The organism is Archangium sp. (assembly GCF_045802675.1).
GTDB lineage: Bacteria > Myxococcota > Myxococcia > Myxococcales > Myxococcaceae > Archangium.
The window spans coordinates 14,614-40,306 of the sequence record NZ_JBJMQO010000103.1 but is presented as its reverse complement, the minus strand read 5'-3'; the positions used below and the strand labels follow the sequence as shown (position 1 = coordinate 40,306).

At 69.8% G+C, this 25,693-nt stretch carries 16 protein-coding genes; 8 read left to right on the top strand and 8 right to left on the bottom strand.

Features of this window, described 5'->3' with window-relative positions; all coding sequences use genetic code 11:
• The first annotated feature begins 189 nt into the window (after window positions 1-189).
• The 4 genes from ACJ8AN_RS29495 (at window position 190) to ACJ8AN_RS29480 (ending at window position 4,686) form a co-directional block, all read left to right on the top strand.
• Window positions 190-948, top strand: a complete 759-nt coding sequence (locus ACJ8AN_RS29495) for a M57 family metalloprotease (protein ID WP_407758843.1) — start codon at window positions 190-192, stop codon at window positions 946-948.
• A 451-nt stretch (window positions 949-1,399) separates the two neighbouring features.
• Window positions 1,400-2,167: a M57 family metalloprotease gene (locus tag ACJ8AN_RS29490; protein WP_407758842.1), complete on the top strand. Its 768-nt coding sequence runs from the start codon at window positions 1,400-1,402 to the stop codon at window positions 2,165-2,167.
• 9 nt (window positions 2,168-2,176) lie between these two features.
• Window positions 2,177-2,986, top strand: coding sequence for a trypsin-like serine peptidase (locus tag ACJ8AN_RS29485; protein WP_407758841.1), 810 nt, complete (start codon window positions 2,177-2,179; stop codon window positions 2,984-2,986).
• Window positions 2,987-3,123: 137 nt separating this feature from the next.
• Window positions 3,124-4,686 carry a serine hydrolase gene (locus tag ACJ8AN_RS29480; RefSeq protein WP_407758840.1) on the top strand — a complete coding sequence of 521 codons (1,563 nt, stop codon included), beginning with the start codon at window positions 3,124-3,126 and terminating at the stop codon, window positions 4,684-4,686.
• A gap of 50 nt (window positions 4,687-4,736) precedes the next feature.
• Here ACJ8AN_RS29480 and ACJ8AN_RS29475 read toward each other — a convergent pair whose 3' ends face one another.
• The 3 genes from ACJ8AN_RS29475 to ACJ8AN_RS29465 form a co-directional block, all read right to left on the bottom strand.
• Window positions 4,737-5,429: a hypothetical protein gene (locus ACJ8AN_RS29475; protein WP_407758839.1), complete on the bottom strand. Its 693-nt coding sequence runs from the start codon at window positions 5,427-5,429 to the stop codon at window positions 4,737-4,739.
• Entirely contained in the window at window positions 5,426-6,040 is a 615-nt protein-coding gene (locus ACJ8AN_RS29470) for a hypothetical protein (RefSeq protein WP_407758838.1), read from the bottom strand. The genes ACJ8AN_RS29475 and ACJ8AN_RS29470 overlap by 4 nt, the downstream gene beginning before the upstream one ends.
• Before the next feature lie 194 nt (window positions 6,041-6,234).
• Window positions 6,235-7,563: an MFS transporter gene (locus ACJ8AN_RS29465; RefSeq protein WP_407758837.1), complete on the bottom strand. Its 1,329-nt coding sequence runs from the start codon at window positions 7,561-7,563 to the stop codon at window positions 6,235-6,237.
• Window positions 7,564-7,879: 316 nt separating this feature from the next.
• Here ACJ8AN_RS29465 and ACJ8AN_RS29460 point away from each other — a divergent pair, with 316 nt between their 5' ends.
• Together ACJ8AN_RS29460 and ACJ8AN_RS29455 are read left to right on the top strand one after the other, a co-directional pair.
• Window positions 7,880-10,849, top strand: a complete 2,970-nt coding sequence (locus tag ACJ8AN_RS29460) for a tetratricopeptide repeat protein (RefSeq protein WP_407758836.1) — start codon at window positions 7,880-7,882, stop codon at window positions 10,847-10,849.
• A gap of 52 nt (window positions 10,850-10,901) precedes the next feature.
• The gene (locus ACJ8AN_RS29455) at window positions 10,902-11,132 is read left to right on the top strand and encodes an AAA family ATPase (protein ID WP_407758835.1); all 231 of its coding nucleotides are present in this window, start codon (window positions 10,902-10,904) and stop codon (window positions 11,130-11,132) included.
• A gap of 15 nt (window positions 11,133-11,147) precedes the next feature.
• On the opposite strand, the gene ACJ8AN_RS29450 is transcribed toward ACJ8AN_RS29455, so the two are convergent.
• A complete protein-coding gene (locus ACJ8AN_RS29450) occupies window positions 11,148-12,497 on the bottom strand; it encodes a hypothetical protein (protein WP_407758834.1) in 1,350 nt (449 codons plus the stop codon).
• Window positions 12,498-12,693: 196 nt separating this feature from the next.
• Between ACJ8AN_RS29450 and ACJ8AN_RS29445 the strand changes: the two genes are divergently transcribed.
• A complete protein-coding gene (locus tag ACJ8AN_RS29445; RefSeq protein ID WP_407758833.1) occupies window positions 12,694-17,526 on the top strand; it encodes a metallophosphoesterase in 4,833 nt (1,610 codons plus the stop codon).
• A 112-nt stretch (window positions 17,527-17,638) separates the two neighbouring features.
• On the opposite strand, the gene ACJ8AN_RS29440 is transcribed toward ACJ8AN_RS29445, so the two are convergent.
• Both ACJ8AN_RS29440 and ACJ8AN_RS29435 read right to left on the bottom strand, forming a co-directional pair.
• The gene (locus ACJ8AN_RS29440) at window positions 17,639-19,096 is read right to left on the bottom strand and encodes a DUF4397 domain-containing protein (protein WP_407758832.1); all 1,458 of its coding nucleotides are present in this window, start codon (window positions 19,094-19,096) and stop codon (window positions 17,639-17,641) included.
• A 304-nt stretch (window positions 19,097-19,400) separates the two neighbouring features.
• Window positions 19,401-20,171: a hypothetical protein gene (locus ACJ8AN_RS29435; RefSeq protein ID WP_407758831.1), complete on the bottom strand. Its 771-nt coding sequence runs from the start codon at window positions 20,169-20,171 to the stop codon at window positions 19,401-19,403.
• Window positions 20,172-20,460: 289 nt separating this feature from the next.
• Between ACJ8AN_RS29435 and ACJ8AN_RS29430 the strand changes: the two genes are divergently transcribed.
• Window positions 20,461-22,848 (top strand): WD40/YVTN/BNR-like repeat-containing protein, encoded by a 2,388-nt coding sequence (locus tag ACJ8AN_RS29430; RefSeq protein WP_407758830.1) that lies wholly within the window; start codon window positions 20,461-20,463, stop codon window positions 22,846-22,848.
• A 99-nt stretch (window positions 22,849-22,947) separates the two neighbouring features.
• On the opposite strand, the gene ACJ8AN_RS29425 is transcribed toward ACJ8AN_RS29430, so the two are convergent.
• Both ACJ8AN_RS29425 and ACJ8AN_RS29420 read right to left on the bottom strand, forming a co-directional pair.
• Window positions 22,948-23,319 (bottom strand): hypothetical protein, encoded by a 372-nt coding sequence (locus tag ACJ8AN_RS29425; RefSeq protein ID WP_407758829.1) that lies wholly within the window; start codon window positions 23,317-23,319, stop codon window positions 22,948-22,950.
• Window positions 23,316-25,343, bottom strand: coding sequence for a TonB-dependent receptor (locus ACJ8AN_RS29420; RefSeq protein ID WP_407758828.1), 2,028 nt, complete (start codon window positions 25,341-25,343; stop codon window positions 23,316-23,318). Before ACJ8AN_RS29420 ends, ACJ8AN_RS29425 begins: the two co-directional genes overlap by 4 nt.
• Between the last annotated feature and the right edge of the window lie 350 nt (window positions 25,344-25,693).

Sequence of the window (25,693 nt, the reverse complement as noted above, 5' to 3'; positions counted from 1 at the left end):
GGAGTCCCAGGACGACGGGTGCATCCGTGTACCAGGGCTAATCCGGTATTGCTGTCTAAGTCCTTGTTTTCCTGTAAGTCGAGACGTTGGCCCGAGGGTTGCTCAAGGGAAGGAGCGCGCGGTCGCAACTGGAAACCTCAGGCGGCAGCGTCCCACACCCCCTGTCGTCCCCCCGAAAAGGAAGCCCCCATGCGTAAGCTCTCTATGGCGTTGCTGGCCGGTGTTGCCCTCGTTGGCTGCGGTGTCGACACTGACGCCGAGAACCAGGAGATCACCGCGAACCTGATCCAGTCCGGCTATCAGGCCGACGACATCAAGGTGGTCGATGGCCTCGTGTACGTCGGCAACGACGCTCACGTGACCCTCGAGGCTTCCCGTGAGATCGCCCAGTCTCCCCAGGGCCACGAGCAGTACAGCACCACCAATCTCGTCGGCACCAGCGTGACGAAGATCTGCCTCAACCCCACCGCCACCTTCAACAGCTACAGCCAGCTGAGCGCGGGCCTGGATCTGGCCATCCAGAACTACAACAACCTGGGCCTGCGCATCACCTTCCAGCGCGGGGGCACCGGCTGCACCGCGAACATCACCGTGCAGACCACGACCGGCGCCGGCGGCTCCTCGGGCTTCCCCTCGGGCGGCAAGCCCTACGGCACCGCCAACATCGGCACCGGCCTGCAGAGCTACAGCGTTGACGTGAACGAGCACGTCATCACCCACGAGATCGGCCACACCATCGGCTTCCGCCACTCGGACTACTACAACCGCGCCATCAGCTGCGGCGGCGCCGCCAGCAACGAGGGCCCCTCGACCGTGGGCGCCAACCTCATCCCCGGCACGCCCAGCACCGCCGTGGTGGGCGGCTCCATCATGAACGCCTGCTTCCGCTCGACCGAGACCGGCGAGTGGACCAGCTCCGACATCACCGCCCTCAACTACCTGTACTGAGAGTGGGCGTAACAGCCCCCCGGGGATGACTCCGGGGGGTCCGCTTCTCGCGGGCACCGTTCTCCCAGGCCTCACGGCCCGTGGAAGGACGGTGCCCGCTGTGCTTTCGCGTCACCGTCGAGGGTGGGGCCCCCCTGAAACCCGGGGTGTGGGCCCCCTGTCCGATTGTCGAGCACCCCCGTCCGAGCTTCGGACAGGCCGGTGTCGCGCTCGCAACCCCTTGAGCCCACGGACGATTCACCCAGCAACGTCAGGACTCTTTACAAGCAGTCCAGGATGACTGGCACATCCATGCTCCAGGGCTAATCGGGAATTGCAGGCCAAGTCCTTGTTTTCCGGTAAGTCGAGAAGTTGGCCCGAAGGTTGCTCGAGGGAAGGGGCGCGCGGTCGCGGCTGGAAACCTCAGGCGGCAGCGTCCAAACCCTGTCGTCCCCCCGAAAAGGAAGCCCCCATGCGTAAGCTCTCCATGGCGTTGCTGGCCGGTGTTGCCCTCGTTGGCTGCGGTGTCGACCCCCAGGCCGAGCAGCAGGAGATCATCGACAACCTGGTCAAGGCCGGGTTTCCCGCGGACGACATCATGGTCCACGAGGGTTCCGTGTACGTGGGCCGCGACGCCGAGGTGAGCCTCGCGGCCTCCCAGGAGATGCTCCAGGTCGTCGACGGGAGCACCAAGGAGCAGTACCGGACGACCAACCTCGTCGCCAGCACCGTGACGAAGATCTGCGTCGTCCCCACCTCCCAGTTCAACAGCTACAGCCAGCTGAGCGCGGGCCTCGACGGGGCCATCGCCAACTACAACAGCCAGAACCTCTCCTTCTCCCTGGTGCGCGGCTCGGCCCCTGACTGCAGCGCGACCATCAGCGCGAAGACCACGAGCGGCGTCGGCGGCAACTCGGGCTTCCCCACGGGCGGCAAGCCCTACGGCACCATCAACATCGGCACCGGCCTGCAGAGCTACAGCACGGGCGTGAACACGCACGTCATCACCCACGAGATCGGCCACACCATCGGCTTCCGCCACTCGGACTACTACGACCGCTCCATCAGCTGCGGCGGCGCCGCCAGCAACGAGGGCGCCTCCAACGTGGGCGCCATCCTCATCCCCGGCACGTCGAGCACGGCCAAGGTGGGCGGCTCCATCATGAACTCCTGCTTCCGCTCGTCCGAGAGCGGCTCGTGGAGCGCCTCCGACAAGACCGCTCTCGACTACCTGTACTGATACCGAGCGATGTCACTCAAGCCCCCTGGTCCGTTCCTGACTCTGTGGGGCCCGCTTCTCGCGGGCACCGTCCTCCTGGGCCTCACGGCCTGTGGAAAGGAGGAGGTGCCCGTGGTTCCCCCAGCCGACCCCCAGGTCTGCGGGAATCCGACGGAGGCCGGGCTGCATGCGCGACAGAAGCCGGAAGTGAGCGGCCTGTCGCAGTGCGGCCTGACCACCGAGTTCACCCCCATCAACAGCTACCAGGGCGAGTTCGCCGACGTCATCCAGGACCGGGAAGACGCCGTGGTGCTGATCAACGGCAACTGCACCGGAACGCTGATTGAAGCGGGCGCGGGACCGGTGGTGTTGACGGCGGGGCACTGTGTCGGGCTCGGAGACACGTCGCTGCTGGACTTCAACTTCGAGGACGCGTCCGACGGCGACCCGCTGCTCACCGAGGGCGTGGTCATCGAGCAATCGCTCGAGCCCGACTACGCGCTCATCAAGCCCGACACGCTTCCCGAGGCCACGCCAGTCCTGCTGACGACGCAGGCCACCGAGCGGTTGGCGGTCATCCAGCACCCCCGGGGCCGTCGCAAGGTCATCGCCGAGGGCAGATTCCTGGGCGCCTGCAACCAGCGCGTCTACTACGCGGCCCTGGACACCCTGGTGGGGAGCTCCGGCGCGGGTGTGCTCACCCGGAACGGCTACCTGCTGGGCGTCCACACCGACGGCGATTGCGACGCCTACGGCCGCGGCACCAACAACGGCTGGACCGCGGAAGCGATTGTCGAAGCGTCCGAGTACCTGGTGAGCACCGATATCGCCGAGCGCTGAGGTCCGCGCGCTCAGCCCTCGAAGAAGTCGACCTGGCCGGTCTCGAGGAGGGCTCCGGATGCGCGCCCTCGTGAGGCAATGGCTCCGGGGGGCTCGCGTATAACGGCGACGACGTCTTCCCCCCAGGAGCCAGGCCGATGCATCGACGTGCCGTCGTACTCCCCTTTCTCTGCGCGCTCTTGCTGCTGCTCGGAGGAGTGCCCGCCTCCGCGCAGCCGGCCCCGCTCGCGGGCTTCGACGCCTCCACGAACGCCGCCCTCCGCGAGTGGAACGTGCCCGGACTGGCCGTCTCCGTCGTGAAGGACGGCAAGGTGGTCTTCTCCAAGGGTTATGGCGTGCGCAAGGTGGGCGAGTCCGCGCCCATCGACGACCACACCCTCTTCTCCATCGGCTCCATCTCCAAGTCCTTCACGGCCATGGCGCTGGGCATGCTCGTGGAGGAGGGCAAGCTGTCCTGGGATGACCCGGTCCGCCAATACCTGCCGTACTTCGAGCTGTATGACCCGTACGTCACCCGCGAATTCACCATTCGGGATCTGCTCGTGCATCGCAGCGGGCTGCCCGAGTTCTGCGGCGGCATCCTCTGGTACGGCTCGGATTTCAGCCGCGAGGAGGTGGTCAAACGGCTTCGCCATATCAAACCCGTCACCAGCTTCCGCGCCACCTTCGGCTACCAGAGCGTGACGTACATGGCGGCCGGAGAGGTCATCCGCGCCGTCACCGGCAAGAGCTGGGAGGACTTCATCCGCGAGCGCATCTTCACCCCGCTCGACATGAAGGAGAGCAGCTCGCTGTTCCGCGAGCTGAAGGGGGCGAAGAACCTCGCGATGCCGCACGTGCGCCTCGAGGGCAAGCCGGTGGCCATCGCGTATCGCGACTCGGACGCGCTCGGGCCCGGGGGCTCCATCGTGTCCAACATCCACGACATGAGCCGGTACGTGCAGCTGCTGCTGGCCCAGGGCACCCTCGAGGGCAAGAAGCTCTACGGCGAGGGCGTGGCCCGCGAGCTCTTCACCCCGCAGATGCTCGTGCCGCTGCGGCCCTCGTCCCGGCCCGAGCTCAAGCCGCTCAACGCCACGTTCAGCGCGTATGGGATGGGTTGGTTCCTGCGCGATTACCGCGGGCGCAAGCTCGTCACGCATTCGGGCGGGATGGATGGGATGGCGGCGGTCGTGCTGCTCGTGCCGGAGGAGAATCTCGGCATCACGGTGCTCTCGCACCAGGATGGCGCCATCGGCACGACGACGGCGTACCAGTTCCTCGATGCGTACCTCGGCGCGCCCCGGACGGACTGGTCCAAGCTCGTGCTGAAGTTCCGCGAGGAGGGCGAGCAGAAGGAGAAGGAGGCCGAGACGAAGCTCGTGGCGGCGCGAGTCCAGGGGACGAAGCCCTCGCTCGAGCCCGCGCGCTATGCCGGCAGGTACCGGGACCCGATGTACGGGGACCTCTCCATTACGCAGGAGAACGGGAAGCTGGTGCTCGGGTTCAGCCACAGCCCGTCGTTCACGGCGGACCTGGAGCACTGGCAATACGACACCTACCGCCTCCACTGGAGGGACCCCATGGGCTTTCCCAAGGGTTTCATCACCTTCACCCTGGACGCCAAGGGCAACATCAAGGGCTTCGAGTTCGACCAGCCCCGGCTGCTCGACGTGAACTTCGACGAGCTGCACGTCACGCGCGCACCGGACGCGCATTGATTCGCGAAGGGCACGCCTTCTCGAGAGCCATCCCGGGAAGGCGGCCTGGACTACCGCGCGTCCGGAGTGCCGCCGTCTGGCGGAGCGCCACCGTCTGGAGCCGAAGACGGAAGGGGAAGCGGCAACGGACCCGCTCCCCCGTCTTGCCCCTCCGGTGACGAGCCACCGTCTCGCCCCTCGGGCGCCGGGGAGGGTGAATCACTGGAACCCCCGTCTTGGGACGGCGAGGCGGGAGAGGGTTTGCGCTCGATGGGCTCGAAGCCGGGCACGACTCCCGGCTTCGCCGGGACGCCACCATCCGGGTCCCACGCTTCGAGCGGCTCCTCGGGCTCGCCGTCGAAGACGCGTCGCAGGATGCGGCCATCCTTGCTGATCGCGTACTTCACCCCCGAATCCAGTGCTGCGTACTTACCGCCGCAATAGTCGGAGTCTTCGTAGATATAGACGAAGATGATATCGCCTTGACGGGTGACGATATAGCGCTGCCCCTCGAGCCTGTTCCCGCATGAGGTCTTGCGAGTGCGAGGAGGCAGGAAATCACTGGTGGCGATCGCCACCGCGCGAAGCATCTCGCCATCGAGCTCGAAATAATACTTGCTACCCTCACCCACGGCGACAGTGGGGCGATCATAGAAGCGAGGCAGTGCAATCGACGTGTCATCCGCCACCGGCCCCGGAGGAGGAAATGGACTCCGGACGCAACTGGAGAGAATGGCAGCCAGCACGAGGGGCAGATTCCTCATTGGGACTCTTCCTCATCCTTATCAAGGCGATAGGTTTTCGAACTGAGCCAGGTGACCTTGCCAAGCTTCTTCCGGCTCCATTCGCCATTCACCTTGGAGAATCGCAGCAGGGCTCGGGTTTCAGGAGCATATTGATAGAAGCCCTCACAGGTAGACTCCCCCTGGCTTGATTTGGAATCCGAAAAGAACGCAACGATGGCGATGGGAATTCTTCCATCCTTGGTTTCCACGACCCACTCATGCACCTTCGCCAGGTTGATGATCTCCTGCATATCCGCTTGGGATATGGGGCTTCCAAAGGGGTGATTGTGAAGGGCAAAGACGTACTTGATGTTCCACGGAGAGAAACGCGGATCATCCACGAGCGGTGGAAGCTTACAGGTCCGTCTTCTCTTCTGGAGATCATCCGCCTCTGACTGATCCGTCAGCATGCTCATCCGATACTTATCGTCCGGTGTGTAGTACAGCCAAGCGCAGTACTCGGTGGAAACTCGCAGCGCCAGTTCACGGTCCTTGATGTGTCCCACGCTGGCATTGGGCTTCGAGAGAATCAGCGAGCAAGCCGCGCTCAGCGCATCCGAGGAATCATCGAACGGCCCGAAGTCCATCATCGGGGGAAGACTCTCCAGCGGACCCTCCCCTGGCGCGGGCCGGACGACCCCCGGAATCGGCTTGGGTGCGGAACACCCCAGGCCGAACAGGACCGGGCTCAGGAGCCACCATCTCGACACACCGCTTCGAAACATTGAGCCCACGGTAGCACGCGGCACTCCGCCGCGGCAGAAGGGAAGGCGCCCGGCCCGGCTCAATCCTCCGTGGGCCCCATCCGCGTTGCGCCCTCGCGCATTCCCGTGGCCACCTCGGGGATGATGCCCAGCCGCTCGTAGATGGGCCTCACCCGCTCTCGCAGCGCCGGCAGCTTCACGGAGAACCATACCGCCGCCACCAGGCACACCACCCCTCCCACGCCAATCGTCGCCGGAGCCCCGATGCGCGCCGCCAGCACTCCCGCCAACAGGCTCCCGAACGGCGCCGTCCCCATGAACGCCATCGCGTAGAAGCTCATCACCCGGCCCCTCATCCGCTCCTCGACAATGGTTTGCAGCAACGTGTTGCACGCCGCCGTCGTCACCATCAGCCCGTACCCCGTCGCCGCCAGCGTCACCAACGACAGCACCACGTTCCTCGACAGCGCGAACGTCAGCAATCCCAATCCAAACACCGTCACCGTCAGCACAATCACCCGGCCAAAGCCTCTCACCGAGCGCCTCGACGCCAGGTACCCCGCTCCTCCCAGCGCCCCCATCCCCGTCGCAGCCATCAGGAAGCCCAGCGTCGACGGCCCTCCCTTCAGCACCCCCGACGCCATCACCGGCATCAGCACCGTGTACGGCATCCCCATCAGGCTCACCACCGCCAGCAGCACCAACATCGTCCGGATGGGCGGGAAGTGGAACGCGTACGCGAAGCCCTCCTTCATCTCCTCGAGCAGCGCCCCGCGCTTCCACGTCCGCTCCCGCTGCGCCATCCGCATCGCCAGCAGCGAGGCGATGACGGCCACGTAGCTGAACCCGTCGATCAGGAAGCAGCCGCCCTCGCCCACCCAGGCAATCAGCCCTCCGGCCACCGACGGCCCCAACAGCCTCGCCGCGTTGAACATGGACGAGTTGAGCGCGATGGCGTTGGGCAGGTCCGCCCGCTCGTCCACCAGCTCCACCACGAAGGCCTGCCGCCCCGGCACGTCGAAGGCGTTGATGAACCCCTGCACCATCATCAGCACCGCCACGTGCCACACCGCGATGTGCCCCGTCATCGCCAGCACCGCCAGCGCGAAGGACTGCAGCATCGACAGCACCTGCGTCACCACCAGCAGCCGGTGCCGGTTCCACCGGTCCACCAGCACCCCCGCGAACGGCGACAGCACGAAGGTCGGTATCTGTCCGCAGAAGCCCACCACCCCCAACAGCAACGCCGAGCCGCTCAGCCGGTACACCAGCCAGCTCGTCGCCACCCGCGTCAGCCACGTGCCCACCAGCGACACGCTCTGCCCCACGAAGAAGAGCCGGTAGTTGCGGTGCCCCAGCGCCCGCAGCAGGAACCGCCAGCCGCCCTCGCTCCCCACTCGCGCCGCCATTCCCACTTCTCCTCACGGGCGGTGCGCGTGGGCTCCTCCCACGCCGGGCTACACCCGACTGCCGGGCGCGGCCCGCCGCCTCTCGTTAAAAGTAGGGTCGCCCGGCCGCCGTGCTCCTCCGCGTGTGACCCCGCGTGTACCCGGGCGCTCGCCCGTCCGGCTGCAAGACACAACTGTCCCTTTGGGTCATGATGCGCTGCGGTGTACAACGCCGGTTTGAATCAGGACGTGGATCAGCCGTCTTCCGGTTCTTCCGTGATCGGAATACCCTTTCACTCGCAGCGAGAGAGGGCCTGACGTCTTCAGGGGGAAGTACGTGGAGAGCCAGAAGCGGTCCCAGCCGGAGCAACAGGCCGCCCTACCGGAAACGGTGGGTGAGCGGCAGCCGGACGACCGCCCGGGTAGCCCCGAAAGCCCGCTGGACGCACTGGAGGTGTTGGAGCAGGAGCTGGAGCGCGCCCGCTCGGCATTGAGCGCCGGCGAGTCCGAGCCCACGCGCGTCGTGGGCCCTCCCGTGCCGCTGCCCGAGGGCGCCAGCGAGCCCCAACCGCTGCCCCGGGGCACCTCGGTGGGCCGCTACCTCGTGCTGGAGCGCCTGGGCGCCGGCGGCATGGGCGAGGTGTACGCGGCGTTCGATCCGCAGCTCAACCGCAAGGTGGCCATCAAGCTGCTGCTGCCCGGCGGCGAGGGGCTGGAGCGCAACGAGGCGCGCCCGAGGCTGATGCGCGAGGCGCAGTCCATGGCCCGCCTCTCCCACCCCAACGTGCTGCCGGTGTTCGACATTGGCGAGCTCGGGGACCGGGTGTTCATCGCCCTGGAGCTGGTGGAGGGCGTCACCCTGCGCCAGTGGCTCAAGGAGCAGCCGCGGCACTGGCGCGAGGTGGTGCACGTGCTCACGCTCGCGGGCCGGGGCCTGGCCGCCGCGCACGCCGCGGGCCTGGTGCACCGCGACTTCAAGCCGGACAACGTGATGGTGGGCCGGGACGGGCGCGTGCTCGTCTATGACTTCGGCCTCGCGTGCGAGCAGGGTACCGGCACCCCCGGCGCCCCCGTGCCGGTGGACATCGCCGAAATCCTCCGCGCCGAGTCGACCAGCCAGGACACCGTCGCCGGCTCCATCTCCGGGCTCACCACCCGCGCGCCGCTCGAGACGCCGGTAACGCGCCACGGCCTCATCATGGGCACCCCGGGCTACATGGCCCCCGAGCAGTACCGCCAGGAGCCCGTCACCGACCGTGCGGACCAGTTCAGCTTCTGCGCCACGCTCTACTACGCCCTCTACCGGGAGCACGCCTTCGAGGGCAGCGGCGCCGCCGCGCTCGCCCGCGCCACGCTCGAGGGCCGCGTGCGCCCACCGCCCCGCGACTCGCGCGTGCCGGGGTGGTTGCGCCGCATCGTCCTCAAGGGCCTCGGCCTCCACCCGCGCGAGCGCCATGCCTCCATGCAGGTGCTGCTGGACGCGCTCCACGACGACCCACGCACGCGCCGGCTGCGCCAGGTGCTGGTGGGGGTGGCCGCGGCCTTCCTGGTGGCGGTGGTGGCCGGCGCCGTGGGCCAGTGGCACCAGCGCCAGGGCCTGTGCGAGGGCGTGGCCACGCGCCTGGACGGGGTGTGGGACGCCGCGCGCCAGGAGGCCGTGCAGCGCGCCTTCCTCGCCACCGGCCAGCCCTACGCGGCCGACGCCTGGACGGGGGTGAAGGGCGCGCTCGACGCCTATGCCTCCTCCTGGGTGGAGCACCAGCAGCAGGCCTGCGAGGCGACGCGGGTGCGCGGCCTGGCCTCCGAGGAGCTGCTCACCGCGCGCACCTTCTGCCTCGAGCGCCGCCGCTCCGAGCTCAAGGCCCTCACCGGCGTGCTCGCCGAGGCCGACGCGGGCGTGGTGGAGCGCTCCGTGGAGGCCGTGCGCGAGCTGTCCGAGCTGGGGCCCTGCGACGAGGTGGACCCGCTCGCCTCGCGCGTGCCCTCCCCCGAGGACGCGCGGCGGGTGGCCCGGGTGGAGGGCCTGCGCGCCTCGCTCGCGCGCGCCCGGGCGCTGCGGATTTCGGGCCAGTACGCGGCGGGGCTCGCCGTGGCCGCCCCCGTGGCCGCCGAGTCGCGCGTCGTGGGCTACCGCCCCCTGGAGGCCGAGGCCCTGTTGGAGCTGGGCCAGCAGCAGGCGGGCTTTGGCAACCTCGAGGCCGAGCACACCCTCAAGGAGGCCGCGTGGACGGCCGACGAGGTGCGGCTGGACGAGGTGCGCGCCGAGGCGCTGGTGGCGCTCACCCAGCTCGTCTCGTACGACGCCGCGCGCGTGAAGGACGGGCATGACTGGTTCCATCAGGCCCGCGCCCTGTTGATTCGCACCCGGCGCCATGGCCGCATCCTCGCCCAGCTCGAGAGCGCCCACGGGCTGGTGTACGCCGCCCAGGGGGACGCCGGCGCCGCCGAGGCCTCGCAGCGCAACGCGCTCGCCGCGCTGGAGAAGGTGGCCGCGCCGGAGAGCCCCGAGCGGGCGGTGGTGCTGCGCCGGCTGGGCAACACGCTCTCGGCGCAGGGCCGGCACGAGGAGGCACTGGCGGTGTACCAGCGCGCCCACGAGGCCTTCCTCAAGGCGCTCGGCGCCGAGCACCCGCGCGTGGGCAGCTCGCTCGTCAACATCGGCATGACGCTCAGCGCGCTGGGCCGCAACGCCGAGGCGCTGGAGCCGCTGCACGAGGGCGTGGAGATTGTCGAGCGCACGCTGTCGGCGCGCCACCCCTTCCGGGCGGTGGCGCTCGACGCGCTGGGCGCGGCGCTGGGGCGGGACGGGAAGACGGACGAGGCGCGGCAGGTGCTGCTGCGGGCGGTGGAGGCGGCGGAGGGGTCGCGCGGGCCGGAGCACCCGGACGTGGCGGGGCCGTGCACCACGCTCGGACAGGTGCTGCTGGACGCCGGACGCCCGGGTGAGGCGCTGGGTTATTTCGAGCGCGCGCTGGCCCTGCGCGAGCGCGTGCTGGGGCCCCAGCACCCGGAGCTGGCCGGGCCGCTCACGGGCCGGGGCGAGGCGCTGGTGAAGCTGGGCCACCCCACCGAGGCGCTCGCGCCGCTGGAGCGGGCCCTGGCGTTGCGCGAGTCGCACGAGGGGCCTGGGAGGGAGCTGGCCGAGACGCGCTTCGCGCTGGCCCGGGCGCTGTGGGACTCGCAGAAGGACACCGCACGGGCCCGTCAGCTCGCGAAGCAGGCCGAGAGCGCCCTCGCACAGCCGGGCTCCGAGGCCCTGCTCGCCCGCGTCCAGGCGTGGCTTGGCTCCCGCACGCCGCGCGGGTAGTGGCGACAGAAGCGCCGAGTGGCCATGGGTGTAGTAGGAAGTCGCCACCACCATGCCAATCACCGAACTGCGAATCGAAGGGCTTCGCACCATCGAGAAGCTGCATCTCAAGCTCGATGGGCTGACGGTCCTCATCGGCGAGAACGGCAGCGGTAAGAGCAGCATCATCGAGGCGTGCGAGCTGCTCCGGCGCGCGACGAGCGAGCGCTTCCTGGGACGGAGGGAGCCGCCAGGCGCTCCAGCTGCGCCGAGCAGGCTCGCGCCCCGGACGCCGCGCGGGTAGCGGAACCCTTCGCCGCTAACGCCCCGAGGCGGCCCCCTGCTGCATCTTCTCGGTGAGCTGGTTCTTCATCGTCTTGCCTACCGTGGAGAGGCCTCCGCTCGGGAAGGGAGCGGCCCCTTCAATCATCTTCTCGAGCAGCGGGTAGTAGGGATCCGCCGCCACGGAGGGAATGCGGAACGCACTGCGCGCCGCGGGCAGGAGATAGCGAGGGATGGCGTGAGAGCCCTCGTCCACATCCCCGCTCATGAGGAGGATTTCGTTCATCCTCGGGCTGGTGAGGAAGTCCGCGAAGGCCCGGGCATCCCGCTGACAATCGAAGCCACACGACTTGCTGAGCACCAGGGCGTCCGTGAAGAGCACCGGGTGCGAGCCCGCCCCCAGCGGAGCGGAGGCCATCAGGACGGGGGCCGTGTCCTCCCTGTTCTTGATAACGTGGTGGAGCCGCTCGGAATACCCGATGAGCGCGCCCGCCCTGCCCCCGGCGAAGAGCTGGGCCGCATAATCCGGCACGTCGTGGAAGGTGTTGTCCAGGCAGAGATCCTGGCAGGACACACGGCAATTGCCTTCCACCCTCGTCAGCTGGCCCACCACGTCCTCATGGAGCTGGGGAGCCGTGGAGCCCGGGGGCACGACCAGCGCGTCCTTCAACGTCTCGGGGCCATACGTGTCGGCCCAGGCGTCCAGGTAGAGCGATGGCAGGTTCCAACTCCCCTGGAAGTCGCCCACCAGCCGCCTGCTCATGTTCTTGTCCAGTTGCAACGCGCCGAGCGCCGTGGCGAGTTGGGCGGCCGTCCTCGCCTCCACCACCTGCGGAGCCCGGCTGAAGACGAAGTGGCTGCAGAGCAGATGCGGATAGCCCCAGGCGCTGCCGCCGGAAGCACCCACGGCCGTGCTCGCCGCGGGATGCCAATCCTCGACGGGCAACACGCCCCTCCAGGGCTGGATGTCATTCTTGATGTCGTCGAGCAGGACCGTGTCGACCTCGACGACGTCGTAGGCTTCCGCGCCCTCGCCGCGCAGCCACCGGCTCAGCGTCTTCGGGGTGTAGAAGTCATTCGACTCGGGGGCCGAGGGCTTGAGGATGAGCTCCACCTGGCCCTGCTGGCTCGCTTCGAACTCGGTCTCGATGCGTTTGAAGAGAGCCCGATGCCTGTCCTCATTGGCGTCGGGCAGATAGGGAAACAGCGCGACCCGGAGCGGGCGTCTCGGTTGTGCGTGGGCATCGGCCGAGCCCCCATTTCCCGCGGCCCGGGAGCTCCCGCACCCGTTGGCGAGCAGCAGGACGGGCACCATCGCCCGGAGCCACTTCGCGTTCGAACCGCGGTGCTGCACCACCCTCTTGCCGCCCTTCGTGAAGATAGACATACGCGCCTCCGGAGAGGGGGGAGGATCCATCAGCCCACGCCCATACGTCCAGCGTCCGCTCCGCCCCGGAGTGAAGACGGGACGCACTCGCGGACACCGCGCGGGACACACGCCCGTTCCGCGCCGCCGTGGCACACTGCGCGGCGGACCTGGGAGCGCGGGGGCGGAGTCCTCGGACGCGCTCGGAGGGGGAATCGTGTCGCGGCTGAGCTGGCTTCACCTGTCGGATCTGCTCATGGGCCCCAAGGGCTCTCGCTGGCTCTGGCCCGAGTACCGGGAGGACTTCGAGCGCGATCTCCGCGCCATGCACGACCAGACGGGACCGTGGGACCTGGTGCTCATCTCCGGCGACCTCACCGATACCGGCAGCCAGCGCGAGTTCAACCTCCTCGACTCGGCCCTCAAGTCGTTCTGGGCGTCCCTGCGCGGCCTGGGCTCCGACCCCATCCTGCTGGCCGTGCCCGGCAATCATGATCTCCACCAGCCCAGCCTCCCGGCGAAGACCCGCGAGAGGTTGAGCGCCCGGCGGTGGCACGAGCGCGACCAGGAGCGGAACGACTTCTGGAACGAGCCCGAGAGCGCCATGGTGATGGCGGCCCGGACGGCCTCGCTGTCGAGCGCCCGGGAACGGAGCGACTTGTGGAGCGAGCCGGACAACGCGCTGGCCCGCTCCACCCGGATGTCCTTCCTGGCGTTCTCCTCGTGGCTCACGACGTGGCAGATCCACCGCCCCCAGGGCCTCGAGCTCCAGCTGAGCAAGGGCTTCCTCCCGGGGGATTTCGCCGCGACGGTGGCGAAGGACGGGCTGCGCGTGGGAATCGCCGGGATGAACTCGGCCTTCCTGCTCGCCGAGGCGGATGGCTCGAGGGGGCCTTTCGACGTGGATGCGCGGCAGCTCCAAACGGCCACCGGCGGCTCCCTCTCCGGATGGGCCAGATCGCATGACCTCACCCTGCTGCTCACGCATCATCCTCCGTCCCGCCTGCACTCCGAGCGCCTGTTGCCGCTCCAGCGCGAGCTCGCCTCCTCCACCCGAGGGCTGCTGCACCTCTGCGGGAGCCAGCACGAGAGCGAATCCCCCCCGGAGATGAAGCCCCTGCCGTTCTCGTGGGTCTACCAGGCGCCCTCGCTGTTTGGTGGAGCGCCCGGCTCCCGGAAGCAGGGCTACGCGGTTGGAGTGCTCGACCTTTCGGGCCCGAGTCCTCATGTCCGCCTGTTCACGCGCGAGAGCAAGGTGTCCAGCCACTCGGGGCAGGCGGGGCTGACGAGTGGAGGCCAACTCCAGCTGCCGCTGCCCAAGGCCCCGGGGCAAACACCTCCGCGCGCCGCTCCCCCGGCAGAGCTCCGCCGCACGCCCGAGCCCACCCGGACTCCTGCCCCCGCTGCCGTGCCCGCGCCCGCTCCCGTCCGGCCGCAGGCGCCCCCCGCCCCGCTCCCTCCCGGTCTCCGGGCGCGCCCCCTCCTGGACACCGCGCAGGAAGTGGTGACCGCACTGGCCTGGGCCCCCTCGGGCAGGGAGCTGGTGCTCGGATTCGACAGCGGCAAGGTGTGTTCCTGGGAACTGGAAGCCCAGGAGCCGCGCTGGACGGTGCAGGCGCACCAGACCTCCATCCTGGAGGTCCGCATCTCTCCGGACGGGCGGCGGATCGCCACGAGATCCGCCCTGAACCTGCGCCTCTGGAGCGTGGAGGAGTCGGAGACGAGCCTCCTGCTCATCGGTCCCACGACGAATACCAGCGTCTGCCTCGCCTGGTCGCCCCAGGGAGTGCTCGCGGCCAGCTTCACCGATGAGAACACCCACTTCTGGCAGGCCCGGGACGAGCTGCGGTGGAACCCGGCGACGTACAAGGCCTCCACCCTCACCAACTGCCTGGCCTGGTCGCCCGATGGGCGCACGTTGGCCTGTGGGGGGAAATGGCTCGGACGGCTCACCCTCCTGGACGTACGAGAGGATTCGGGCCTCCACTTCCAGGAGCGTCTGAACCTCCAGGTCAACGTCAGCCCCATCCAGGCACTCGCGTGGCAGCCCGGCACCTCGTGGCTCGCCGTCGCCTCGGACAAGCTCGTGAGGATCATCGACCCGGCCAATCCCAGGCGGAAGCTCGTCCTCGAAGGACATACGGACACGGTCGTCAGCGTCGCGTTCTCCCACGACGGGCGCTTGCTGGCCTCCAGATCCCAGCACGGCACCATCCACCTGCACCGCACGGACACCTGGGACACGGTGGCGGTCCTCGGCTCGCCCTTCGAGTCCGACGACGCCCCCAAGCGGCTCGCCTTCTCGCCCACGGACAACGTCCTGGCCAGCATCTCGCCCGGCGGCTACGGCGTGAAACTCTGGGACCTCGACGTCGACACACTGCTCGGCCAGCGCGAGCCGCCGCGCACCGTCCACACCGTGAGCGCCAAGGTCGTCCTCGTCGGCGAGGGACGCGCGGGCAAGAGCTGCCTCGCGCAGCGCCTCGTCGAGGACCGCTACGAGGAGCAGGACCCCACCCACGCCATGCGCACCTGGTCGCTGCCCCTGGAGCGGCTCGACCCGAAGGCCCACGTCCCCGACAACGAGCGCCGCGACATCGTCCTCTGGGACATGGGCGGCCAGAGCGAGTACCGGCTCGTCCACCAGCTCTTCTTCCGCGACACCTCCGCGGCCCTGCTCGTCATGGAGCCCGCCCGCGGCCAGGCGGCCCGGGATGAAATCGAGGGCTGGAACCAGCGGCTCTCCGCGCAGCTCGGCGGCTCCCCGCGCAAGCTGCTCGTGGGCTCCAAGGTGGACAACGAGTGGGTGCCGGTGGACCGCCCCGCCATCGAGCAGTTGCTGCGCCAGTGCGGCCTCGAGCCCGACGCCTATGTCTCCACGAGCGCGAAGAGCGGCCGGGGCCTGTCCGAGCTCAAGGCCCAGCTCGCGCGCGCCATCGACTGGGACAACGTCGGACGCAGCAGCCACCCCGAGCTCTTCGAGCGCATCCGCCAGCACCTGCTGCGCCTGCGCGAGAGCGGCCGCGTCGTCCTCTCCCTGCCGGATTTGGAGCGCGAGCTGCGCGCCTCCCATCCGGAGCTCGCGGACCCGGAGGCGCTGCGCACCGTGGTGCAGCAGCTCGGCCGGCGGGGCGTGCTCGCGGACACGCGGCTGGCGGATGGCACCCAGGCGCTGGTGCTCGACATCGAGCAGGTGGAGCGCTACGCCAGCTCGCTCATCGTCGCGGCCCGGGAGAACCCCAACCGCGTCCCCGCCGTGGACATGGCGGCCTTCTCGCGCGCCCCCACGCTCCCGCGCATCCGCCCCGAGCAGCGCCTGCCCCGGGACCAGGAGCTGGTGGTGCTCGACTGCGTCATCGAGCTGCTGCTCCAGCACGGCCTCTGTCTGCGGCACCAGGGCCTGCTCATCTTCCCCTCGCTCTTCCTGCTCTCCCCCTCGGAGCCCGGCGCGGAGGCCGCCGTCCCCTCGCGCGCCTACGCCATCTCCGGCCCCGTCGACAACATCTACGCCTCGCTCGTCACCGCCATCGCGCTCAGCCGCGGCTTCGGCCCCATGCGGCTGTGGGAGGACCGTGCCGAGTTCGGCGAGGAGCCCGGCCAGGACTCCTGCGGGGTGCGCAAGGTGCAGCGCTCCGAGCAGCAGGCGCGGGGCGTGGCGCGGCTCGAGGTGTACTTCGACGCCGGCACGCCCGAGACGACGCGCCGGCTGTTCCTGAGCTACGTCGACACCCACCTGCGCGAGCAGGGCGTGGAGTTCGTGGAGCAGCGCTCCGTCTCCTGCCGCGGCTGTGGCCACGTCTTCCAGGAGCGCACCATCCACAAGCGGCTCGCCGACGGGCACGCGGACGTGCTCTGCCCCGAGTGCGAAATCCGCACGCCCCTCTCCCCCCCGGCCCGCGAGCCCGAGCTGCTCGAGAAGACGTGGGTGCTGCGCACCGGCATGAAGGACGAGCGCTCGCGCATCGTCTCGGAGACGAAGGTGAGCATGACGGAAGCACACGGCCCGGACGCCCCGCTGCGCATCCTCCACCTGAGCGACCTGCACGTGGACGCCGGAGCGGACCCCGTCTCGCTGCTGCAACCGCTCATCGCCGACCTCACGGACCCCTCCGACCTGGCGGTGGACCAGCTGGACTACCTCGTCATCTCCGGCGACCTCACCAACCGGGCGGACCCCGCCGAGTTCAAGAAGGTGCTGGAGCTGGTGTCCGCGCTCCGCGAGCGCTTCTCCCTCACGGCCGAGCGCTGCATCATCGTCCCCGGCAACCACGACCTGGACTGGAAGACCCGGGTGTACGAGTGGCACAGCCAGCTCGAGCTGGACGTGCGGGGGCTGCCCGCGGGCAGCTACAAGCAGCAGGGCGAGGGCCACCTCGTGCGCCTCGACGCGAAGTACACCGAGCGCTTCCGGAACTTCTCCCAGCACTTCCACCACCCGCTGCTGCAGCGCGAGTACCCGCTCGACCCCGAGCAGCAGTGCATCTCCCTCTTCTCCCCGGACACGCGGCTGCAATTCCTGGCGCTGAATTCCTCCTGGGAGGTGGACCAATGGTTCCCCGAGCGCTCGCACCTGCACGAGGGGGCGCTGTCCCGGGGCCTGCTGGAGGCGCGGCGGCAACTGGAGCAGGCGCGCGCGACGGGACAGCTGCCCTCGGACGCGCCGGTGCTCAAGCTGGCCGTCTGGCACCACCCCATCACCGGCAACGAGAAGATGCAGCGCGATGCCTTCCTGGCCCGGCTCCAGCAGGACGGGGTGCGCCTGGTGCTGCACGGGCACGTGCACGAGCAGCGCGCCGACCTGGTGGGCTACACGGACCCCTCGAAGCAGGTGCACGTCATCGGGGCGGGCAGCTTCGGAGCGCCCACGCACCACCGGCCCGAGTCCGTGCCGCGCCTGTACAACCTGCTGGAGGTGGCGCGCGACCACAGCCGCGTGCGCGTGCACACCCGCGCCCTGCGCAAGGCGGAGGGGGCCTGGGAGGGCTGGGCCGTCTGGCCCGGGGCGACGAAGAGCGAGCGGAGGACCTGGTACGAGCTGGCGCTGCGCTGAGCCGTGAGGCCCCCGGGCAACGCGCACCGGACGGCACGGAGGAGGGGCCCGGCCGCCCCTCCTCGACGCACCGCCCAGCCACTGCGACTCAGAAGTTGAGGCCCACGCGCACTCACTCCCCACCGGGCCTCGGGGTGAGCACCCGTACCGACCACGGCGTGGTGGCCGTCTCCACCAGCAGGAGCCGCAACTGGCTGTCATCGCCAGAGCGGAACGTCCCCGCGAGCACGCCGAAGAGGCCCTCTCCCTCCACCGGCGCCGGGGTGATGTCGAAGCGTGTCGGAGGCGAGTCCGTGGCCAGGACCGCCGAGCGCACGCCCAGGGTGAACTCGAGGGTGGGCACCGGCTGTCCCTCGGGCGGAGAGTCCTCGGTGTAGGCCACGTCGTCGAAGACGGCCTCGCTCGGCAGGCGCGCGCTCTCGTCGAGCGGTGAGGCATCCAGCACGGGCGCGCTCGCGGACGCGTGGATGAAGCGCAGCCGCGCCTGGTCGGGGTCCTCGGCGAACCCCTCGGCGTAGGGCCGCAGGAGGAAGGTGGAGCGGCCGGTCTCGGCGTCCTCCGGGTCCCCCGAGGCGATGAGGAGGTAGCGCTCACCGGACATCAACGTCGCGGTGGATTGGGAGAGCAACGGCGGCACCCCCGGGCGGACGCGGGTGGGGCTGGCGGTGAACACGTCCAGGGTCTCCACCCCCGGCGAGACGGCGATGGGAGACGACAGCTCGCCGAAGCCCACCTGGCCCGCCTGCTCGTCCGCCCCCAGGAAGACATCCAGCTGGCCCGCCTCCTCGGAGGCATTCAGGAGGTACACCACCGGGTCTGGCCTGATGCGGGCCTGGGGCGCCGTGCCCCCCGCGACGAGCAGCGAGATGCCCTCGGCGAGGCGCGGCGCGGCGGAGAGCAGCCCCGAGAGCACGACGAGCACCTCGCTTCCCTCCGGGAGCGCCGGCAGGGTGAAGGCCACCGCCTGGGTGCGGGGATCCTCGCTGTGGAGCGCGAAACGCAGAGGCGCTACCGCTGGCAGCTCCAAGCCGGCCGCGCCAGAGTCCGAGAAGCGGGCCAGCTCCCGGACCTCGGCGCTACCGTCGCTGTCCGTGTCGATGTCCAGCGTGGGCGCATCCGCGCTCGCATGGAGGAGGCGCACGCGGACCATGCCCGGGGCGGGCGGAGTGAAGGACTCCATGACGGGCAGGATGCGCAGGGCCGCCTCGGAGGTGCTCGCCCCCGACAACCCCGCGGCCACGGCGGTGACGTGGGCCCCCTCGCCCAGGGTGATGGGCTGACTGCCGTGGAGGGGCGGCACCTCCGTCCCGCTCCCCGCCGGGCGCAGTTGCAGGACGAGCGTGGAGGAGGAACTGGAGACGGGGCGCTCCTCGGTGGTCGTCCCATAGGCCACGTGGGTGAAGAGGGGCTGCCCCTGGCCTTCCACGTAGACATCCACCGCTGGCAGGTCCGGTGACGCGTGGATGAAGCGCAACTGGGACTGCACCTCGTCACCGCCGCAGCCCGCGAGCACGCCGCAGACGACGCCCCACCACACGACGAGCCACCGCCAACCCGGCCAGGTCCTCATGACGTTCCCCTCCCCCCGAGACGCGCCCACCGGAGAACCTCCGGGGCCGCTCGCTGTCCTCACGGTGGGGATGGCGCGTGCACTCGGATAGCGGGCCAGGAGCGGACGTCCGCCTGCCCGGGGGAAGCGCCAGTCACGGTTGCCCCTGCCTCCCATGTGAGGCCCGGGACGCCCTTCCCGTGCTCCGGGGAGGGCTATAGAGCCAGCCTGGCGCTACCTCGCGCGGCTCCGCTCGCTGCTACCCGCACGGCACGGAGGAGGGGCCCGGCCGCCCCTCCTCGACGCACCGCACGGCCACTGCGACTCAGAAGTTGAGGCCCACGCGCAGCATGGCCAGCGGCCCGCTGCTCTCGGTCGCGCGCGGCATGTAGTAGCCACCCAGCAGCGACACATCCACGATGTTCCAGTTGTAGCCCACCATCGCGCCGCTCATCAGCTCGAACTCGCGGCCCGGGTGCTTGCCCACCTTCTCCGTCTCGAACTCGTGCTGGTAGCGCGTGTTCAGGCCCACCACCAGGTTCTCCGTGAGCAGGTAGCCCAGGCCCACGTGGCCCTCGATGTCTCCCTCGGGCTGCCCCAGCTCCGTGCCCACCACCAGGTTCGCCGTGCCCAGCACCTGGCCCCAGCGCCGGCCCGCCGCCACCACCCCCTCCATCTCGCCGCCGTCGGACTGGAAGCCCACCTGCTTGTAGCGCAGGCCTCCCGACAGATTCACCCCGTGCTGCTTCTGGTTGAGGAACTGGTACTTCGCCTGCGCGCTCGGCGTGAAGCCGTTGCCCGTGTTGCGCAGCTCCGCTCCCGCGCGCAGCGACAGCCCCTTGATGATCACGAACTCCACCCGCTGCGACACGCCCAGGCCTCCCGCCTGATCCTCGCCCGACTGCGACGTGGCATCGCCCGACGTCTCCGCCCGCACGTCCGTGGGCGGCACCGCCGCGCTCTCCGAGAGCACGAAGAAGCGATCCATGCTGTTGCGGCGCTGCTCGGCCGCGGACTCATCCTCGGAAGACGACTGCGCGAGGGCCGCGGGGGCGATCAGCATTCCGGCGGCGACGACGAAGAGGGGGGTTTTCATGGGGGCGGCAGTATAGCCAGCCAGACCGGAATCGGAAAAACCGCGCTTCTCACTCCCTGAGAAAATAGCGGTTCCCCTGGCAGTGAAACCCCGGTCCGCCCGCCGTCGGGAAGGGGACAGAAGGCCGTGGCCACCGAGGGAGTCCGGAGGTCCTCTGGAGAGATCAGCGATTACGTAATTTCATCTATATTCCAGCAATCCTGTTTTCTTACTTGCCAAGAAGTCGCGAATCGTGTCAGAACCGAAAATCGAAGCTTGGAAGAATTCCAGGCAAGTAAGGAGCTGTGTGATGCGTTCCCAGAAGAACTGGCATCGGATGTTCGCCGCGGCGTTGGCCGTGACCCTGGCCCCCGTGTACGCCGCCCACGCCGAGCGGGACCACGACGCCGATGACGCCACGGCGCGCCGCCAGGCGATGGACCAGTGGTACAACGAGACGTACAGCCAGAAGGCGGCCAGCCCCCGCGCCAAGGGCGGTCCCTGGACCCCGGCGTTCCAGCGCTTCATGAATGACGCGGCGGCCAAGGAGCGCGCGAAGTACGCCTCGCAGCTGCCCGGCACCGCCACCACCATCACCGCGGTGACGAACCCCAACGCCACCATCGCCGCCACCGGCTCCACCTGGGTGAACATCGGCCCCACCAAGGCCGACTACATCGAGAACGGCAGCAGCAAGCTGGTGAAGACGGACGCGGGCCGCGTGAACACCATCGTGGTGGACCCGACCAACACCAGCGTCATCTACACGGCCTTCTCCGGCGGTGGCCTCTGGAAGACCACCAACGGCGGCACCACCTGGACCCCGCTCACCGAGTCCCTGGGCAGCCTGTCCGTGGGCACCGTGGCGCTGGACCCCAACAACAGCCAGACGGTGTACCTCGGCCTGGGTGACCCCTTCGACGGCACGGGCATCGGCCTGGTGAAGTCCACCGACGGCGGCGCCACGTGGATGGCCCCGGTGTACCTGGGTGACTCCACCTCCATCACCGACATCAAGGTCGCCACCACCAACAGCAACATCGTGCTGGCCACCACCAACAAGGGCATCTTCCGCTCGGTGGACGCGGGCGCCTCCTGGACCAAGACGACCCAGGCCACCGGCTTCACCGAGGCGCCGGCCGCCTGGAGCCTGGCGCAGACGGGCCCCACCAGGTTCGTGGCCACGCTCGAGGCCGAGCCCTCCTTCACCAGCGGCAACACCCAGGGGCAGATCTGGGTGAGCAACGACTCGGGCGCCACGTGGACGCGCGCCACCGGCGCCACGGTGTCGGGCACGGCGAGCCTCGAGCGCATGACGCTGGCCGCGGCCCCCTCCAACCCGAGCATCGTCTACGCCGAGGCGGGCAACCACGCCGGTGACCTGCAGGAAATCTACAAGTCCACCGACGGCGGCAGCACCTGGGTGGCGCTGAGCGCGGCGGGCAAGCGCTACAGCAACCGCAACACCGAGGCGAGCACGCTGGGCCAGCTGCTCAACACCCAGGGCTGGTACAACCAGGCCGTGGTGGTGAGCCCCACGGACCCGAACACGGTGTACTTCGGCGGCGCGCTGCACATGGCGAAGACGAGCGACGGTGGCTCGACCTTCAAGCAGATCTCCAACTGGCTGGCGCAGTTCAGCCTGCCGTACGTGCACGCGGACTTCCACGCGGCCACCATGGCGGGCGGCAAGCTGTACGTGGGCACCGACGGCGGCATGTTCGTGTCGGCCGACGCGGGCACCACCTTCAGCGACAGCCTGAACGTGGGCATCGCCTCGCACCTCATCTACGACGTGGGCTCCTCGGGCGGGGACCGCAACGCCGTCATCGTGGGCCTGCAGGACAACGGCACCCGCGTGCGCTCGGCGGCCTCGAGCGTGTTCAACCAGGAGATCGGCGGAGACGGCTTCGGCTGCGCCATCCACCCGACCAACGCCAAGCTGATGCTCGGCTCGCTCTACTACGACCGCATCCAGAAGAGCACCGACGGCGGCCTGACCTGGGCGGCGTCGGCCACCGGCATCACCGAGAGCAACAACAGCTCCACGGCGCCCTTCACCACGGTGCTGGCGCGCTGGACGGGTGACACGACGGGCAACACCGTCTTCACCTTCTCGAACACCAAGGTGTACAAGTCCACCAACTTCGGCACCTCGTGGACGGCGCTGGGCATCACCGGCATCCCCAGCGGCATCTTCATCCGCGGCGTGGGCGCGGCGCACAGCAACGGCAGCGTGCTGGGCTTCGTGGCCAGCGGCGGCCGCGTGATGCTGTCCAACAACGGCGGCACGAGCTGGACGCTGGCCACCACCACGCCCAACAACGGCCTGAGCATGAGCAGCGTGGCGTTCGACCCGACCAACCCGAACACGGTGTACGTGACCTCGGTGGCGCCGGACGCGACCAAGTCGCACGCCTGGAAGTCCACGGACTTCGGCGTCTCCTGGACGGCCATCGAGAACGGTCTGCCCGCCGGCGTGCCGGTGAACCAGATCTCCATCGACCCGGGCAGCAGCACCACGCTCTACGCCGCCACGCACCTGGGCGTGTACCGCTCCACGGACGCGGGCGCCTCGTGGACGCGCTTCGGCACGGGCATGCCGCTGGTGAACGTGACGGACATCGAGATCCTCCCGGACTCGAGCCTCGTGCGCGCCGCCACCTTCGGCCGCTCGGTGTGGGAGCTCACGCCCTGAGCTGAGCCTCGCGCTCTGAAGTGAGAGGGGTCCGGACCACGCGTCCGGGCCCCTTCTTCGTTCAGCGGGAGCTTGCTGCTCGTGGGAGGAGCGCGCCGCTCAGCCCGCGCAGCTGCCGTCGAGCGCCGTGCCGCTCGCGCCCTCGCACTTCGTCAGGCAGTCGCGGTCCTGGAAGCACGCCTCGCCCGAGCCCCGCCTCGGCACGCACTGGCCGTAGCGCGTGTTGGCCTCGAAGTGGGTGGAGCACGTGAGGCGCGCCTCGCACTCGGCGGCCTGGGAGCACGGCTCGCCCTCGGCCTTCAGCGGGTCATCACAGACGCCCTTCGGGTCCTCCAGGCCTCCCTTGGGCAACGGAGGCACGCCGCACACCAGGCCCTCGGGGCACGGCGTCCGCGCGTCGCATGGCTCGCCCAGGCCCGAGTGGCACCCCAGCACCCCGAGCACCACGGCCCACATCCATCCTTTGCTCACAGGCTCGCCTCCAGCGAGAGCGTCACCGAGCGGCCCGGCGCATCCACCCCCGAGGCGTGGGAGCGGTACGAGGCATCGGTGAGGTTGCGCAGCTCCAGACTCGCGGCCAGTGAGCGCCAGCGCGCTCCGGCCCGCAGGTGCACCGCCGCCCACCCCGGTGTGCCCCGGCAGCCGGGCGACTCCGGGCAGATGCGGATGTCCTCGCGGTCCGCCGCGCTCAGCCGCTCCTGCGCCGCCGCCCACTGCACCACGCCCTCCACGAAGGCGAAGTCCACCGGCTCCCACGTGGCGCGCACCAGCCCGTTGAGCGGCGGAGACTTGGACAGCGGCTCCGTCTCGGGCGGGGCCTCGGGCTCCAGCGGATTCACCCGCGTCTGCGCGGAGTGCACCCACGCCGCCTGCGCCAGCAGCGTCACCGAGCGCACCGGCTTCACCTGCGCGGAGAGCTCCACCGAGTGCACCCGCGCGCTGTCCGCGTTCTGCCGCGCCAGGTAGATGAGCCCGTCCGGCGTGCGCGCCTCGCCGTTGAGCTCGGTGGGCGTCGTCGTCACCATGTCGTCGATGAAGGTGTAGGCGTAGACGGCCTGCACCCGCGCCACCTCGCCCCGCTGGAAGCGCCCGCCGAGCTCCCCCGTGTACGAGTACTCGGGAGACAGCTCGCGGCTGGGGAGCACGTAGCCCGGGCCCTCGGCGCCCAGGCGCAGGTAGTCGTCCACGTTCGGCGCGCGGAAGCCCGTGCCGAGATTCGCGAAGAGCGTGAGGTCCTCGCCCGCCCGCTGCTGGAAGCCCACTTCGCCCGCCACGCCCAGCGCGCGCGCCGTGCCCTCGGGCAGCTCGGGGCCGCCGGGGAAGAGCAACGCCAGCCGGTCGTCCGCGGGCAGGTGCGTGCGGTGGAATTGCACCCGCGCGCCCGCGTGCCCCGTCGCACTCTCCCCGAGGTCCAACTGGAAGAGGCCGAAGAGGCCCGCCGCCAGCGACGTGGGCGAGCCGGGGTATCGGTCCAGCTCCGGCCGCGGAGAGAAGTCCCCCGGCACGAGGATGGCGCCCCGGGTGGCACTGCCCGTCACCTTGTCGTGGAAGGCCTCCGCCCCCACGCGCAGGCTCGCCTCCTGCCACGCGAGGGGCAATTCGCCCTCGGCGCGCAGGCCGAGCGTCCACACGTTCGAGTCCTCGCGCTCGATGCGATCTCTCGAGACGCGGAAGCGGTCGGAGCGCTCGCCCTGACGCAGGGCGCTCGCGTCCACGCGGATGCGGCGCAGGGGCCCCGCCGAGGCCACCGTGAGCTGGCCCTGGAGGAAGTCGCGCTCCTGCAGCGAGAAGACGCGGAAGTCGCCGGGCACCGAGCGGTCCGTGCGCGGCGCGTCGCCCTGGCGCGTGGCCTGGTACTGCACCAGCAGGATGGAGCCGGGGGCCAATCGCTGGCGCGCCTTCACCGCCGCGTCGTACTCCGTGTAGCCCGTGTAGCGCTGGACGCCGACGTCCGCGCCGCCGTGCAAGTCATTGAAGTCCCGCCCCGTCACCACGCCGAGCACCGCCGTGGAGCGCAGCCGCGTGCCGAGCAACAGGCTTCCCTGGAGGCTCCGGTCCGCGCTCCCGCCCTGCGTCCGCAGCGTGGCGTGGAGGGGACTCTCGCCCTCGGAGTCGAAGCGCGGCGTGAGCGTGTGCACGTTGACGATGCCGCCCAGCGCATCCGAGCCGTAGAGCACCGAGGACGGGCCACGCACCACCTCGAGCCGCTCGATGAGGAACGGGTCGATGGTGTTGAGCGATTGGTTGGGGCCCGCGCGGGTAATGGCGTTGTTGAGGCGCACGCCGTCCACGAGGATGAGCACCTGATGGCCGAGCAGGCCGCGGATGACGGGAGCACCGCCCGCGTGGTTGGTGCGCTGCAAGAAGACGCCCTCCTCCTCCAGGAGCGCCTCGGGCGTGGAGCGCGCGGGACGGCGGGACAGCTCCTCGCGTGTCACCTCCGAGCCCACGCGCGAGGCCGGCAGCAACGGCTTGGCCAGGTGCGTGGACTTCACCCGCGTCTCGCCACGAGTGCCCGGGGAGCCGGAGCCTTCACGCTCGGACTCGGACTCCGGGGACTCCGTGTCCGGCGGTGGCGGGATTTCGGAGACGGGGCACTCCGCCTCGGCTTCCTGTCCGGCCTCTACCGGGAGGGCACAGCAGAGCAGGGCAGTGGTGCAGGAGCGGACGAGGGCGCGCGCGGCGCGAGGCAATCGGAGCATGAAGGGGGGACGAGCCGGGGCACGGGCCGCGATTCGTTGGCCTGCAAAATAACCCGATTGCAAATACGCGACAACGACGGCACTCCCTGGGAGGCGGGGCCGCTTCACCCGGAGCGTGGGGTGCCGCACTGCGGCAGTGTTTC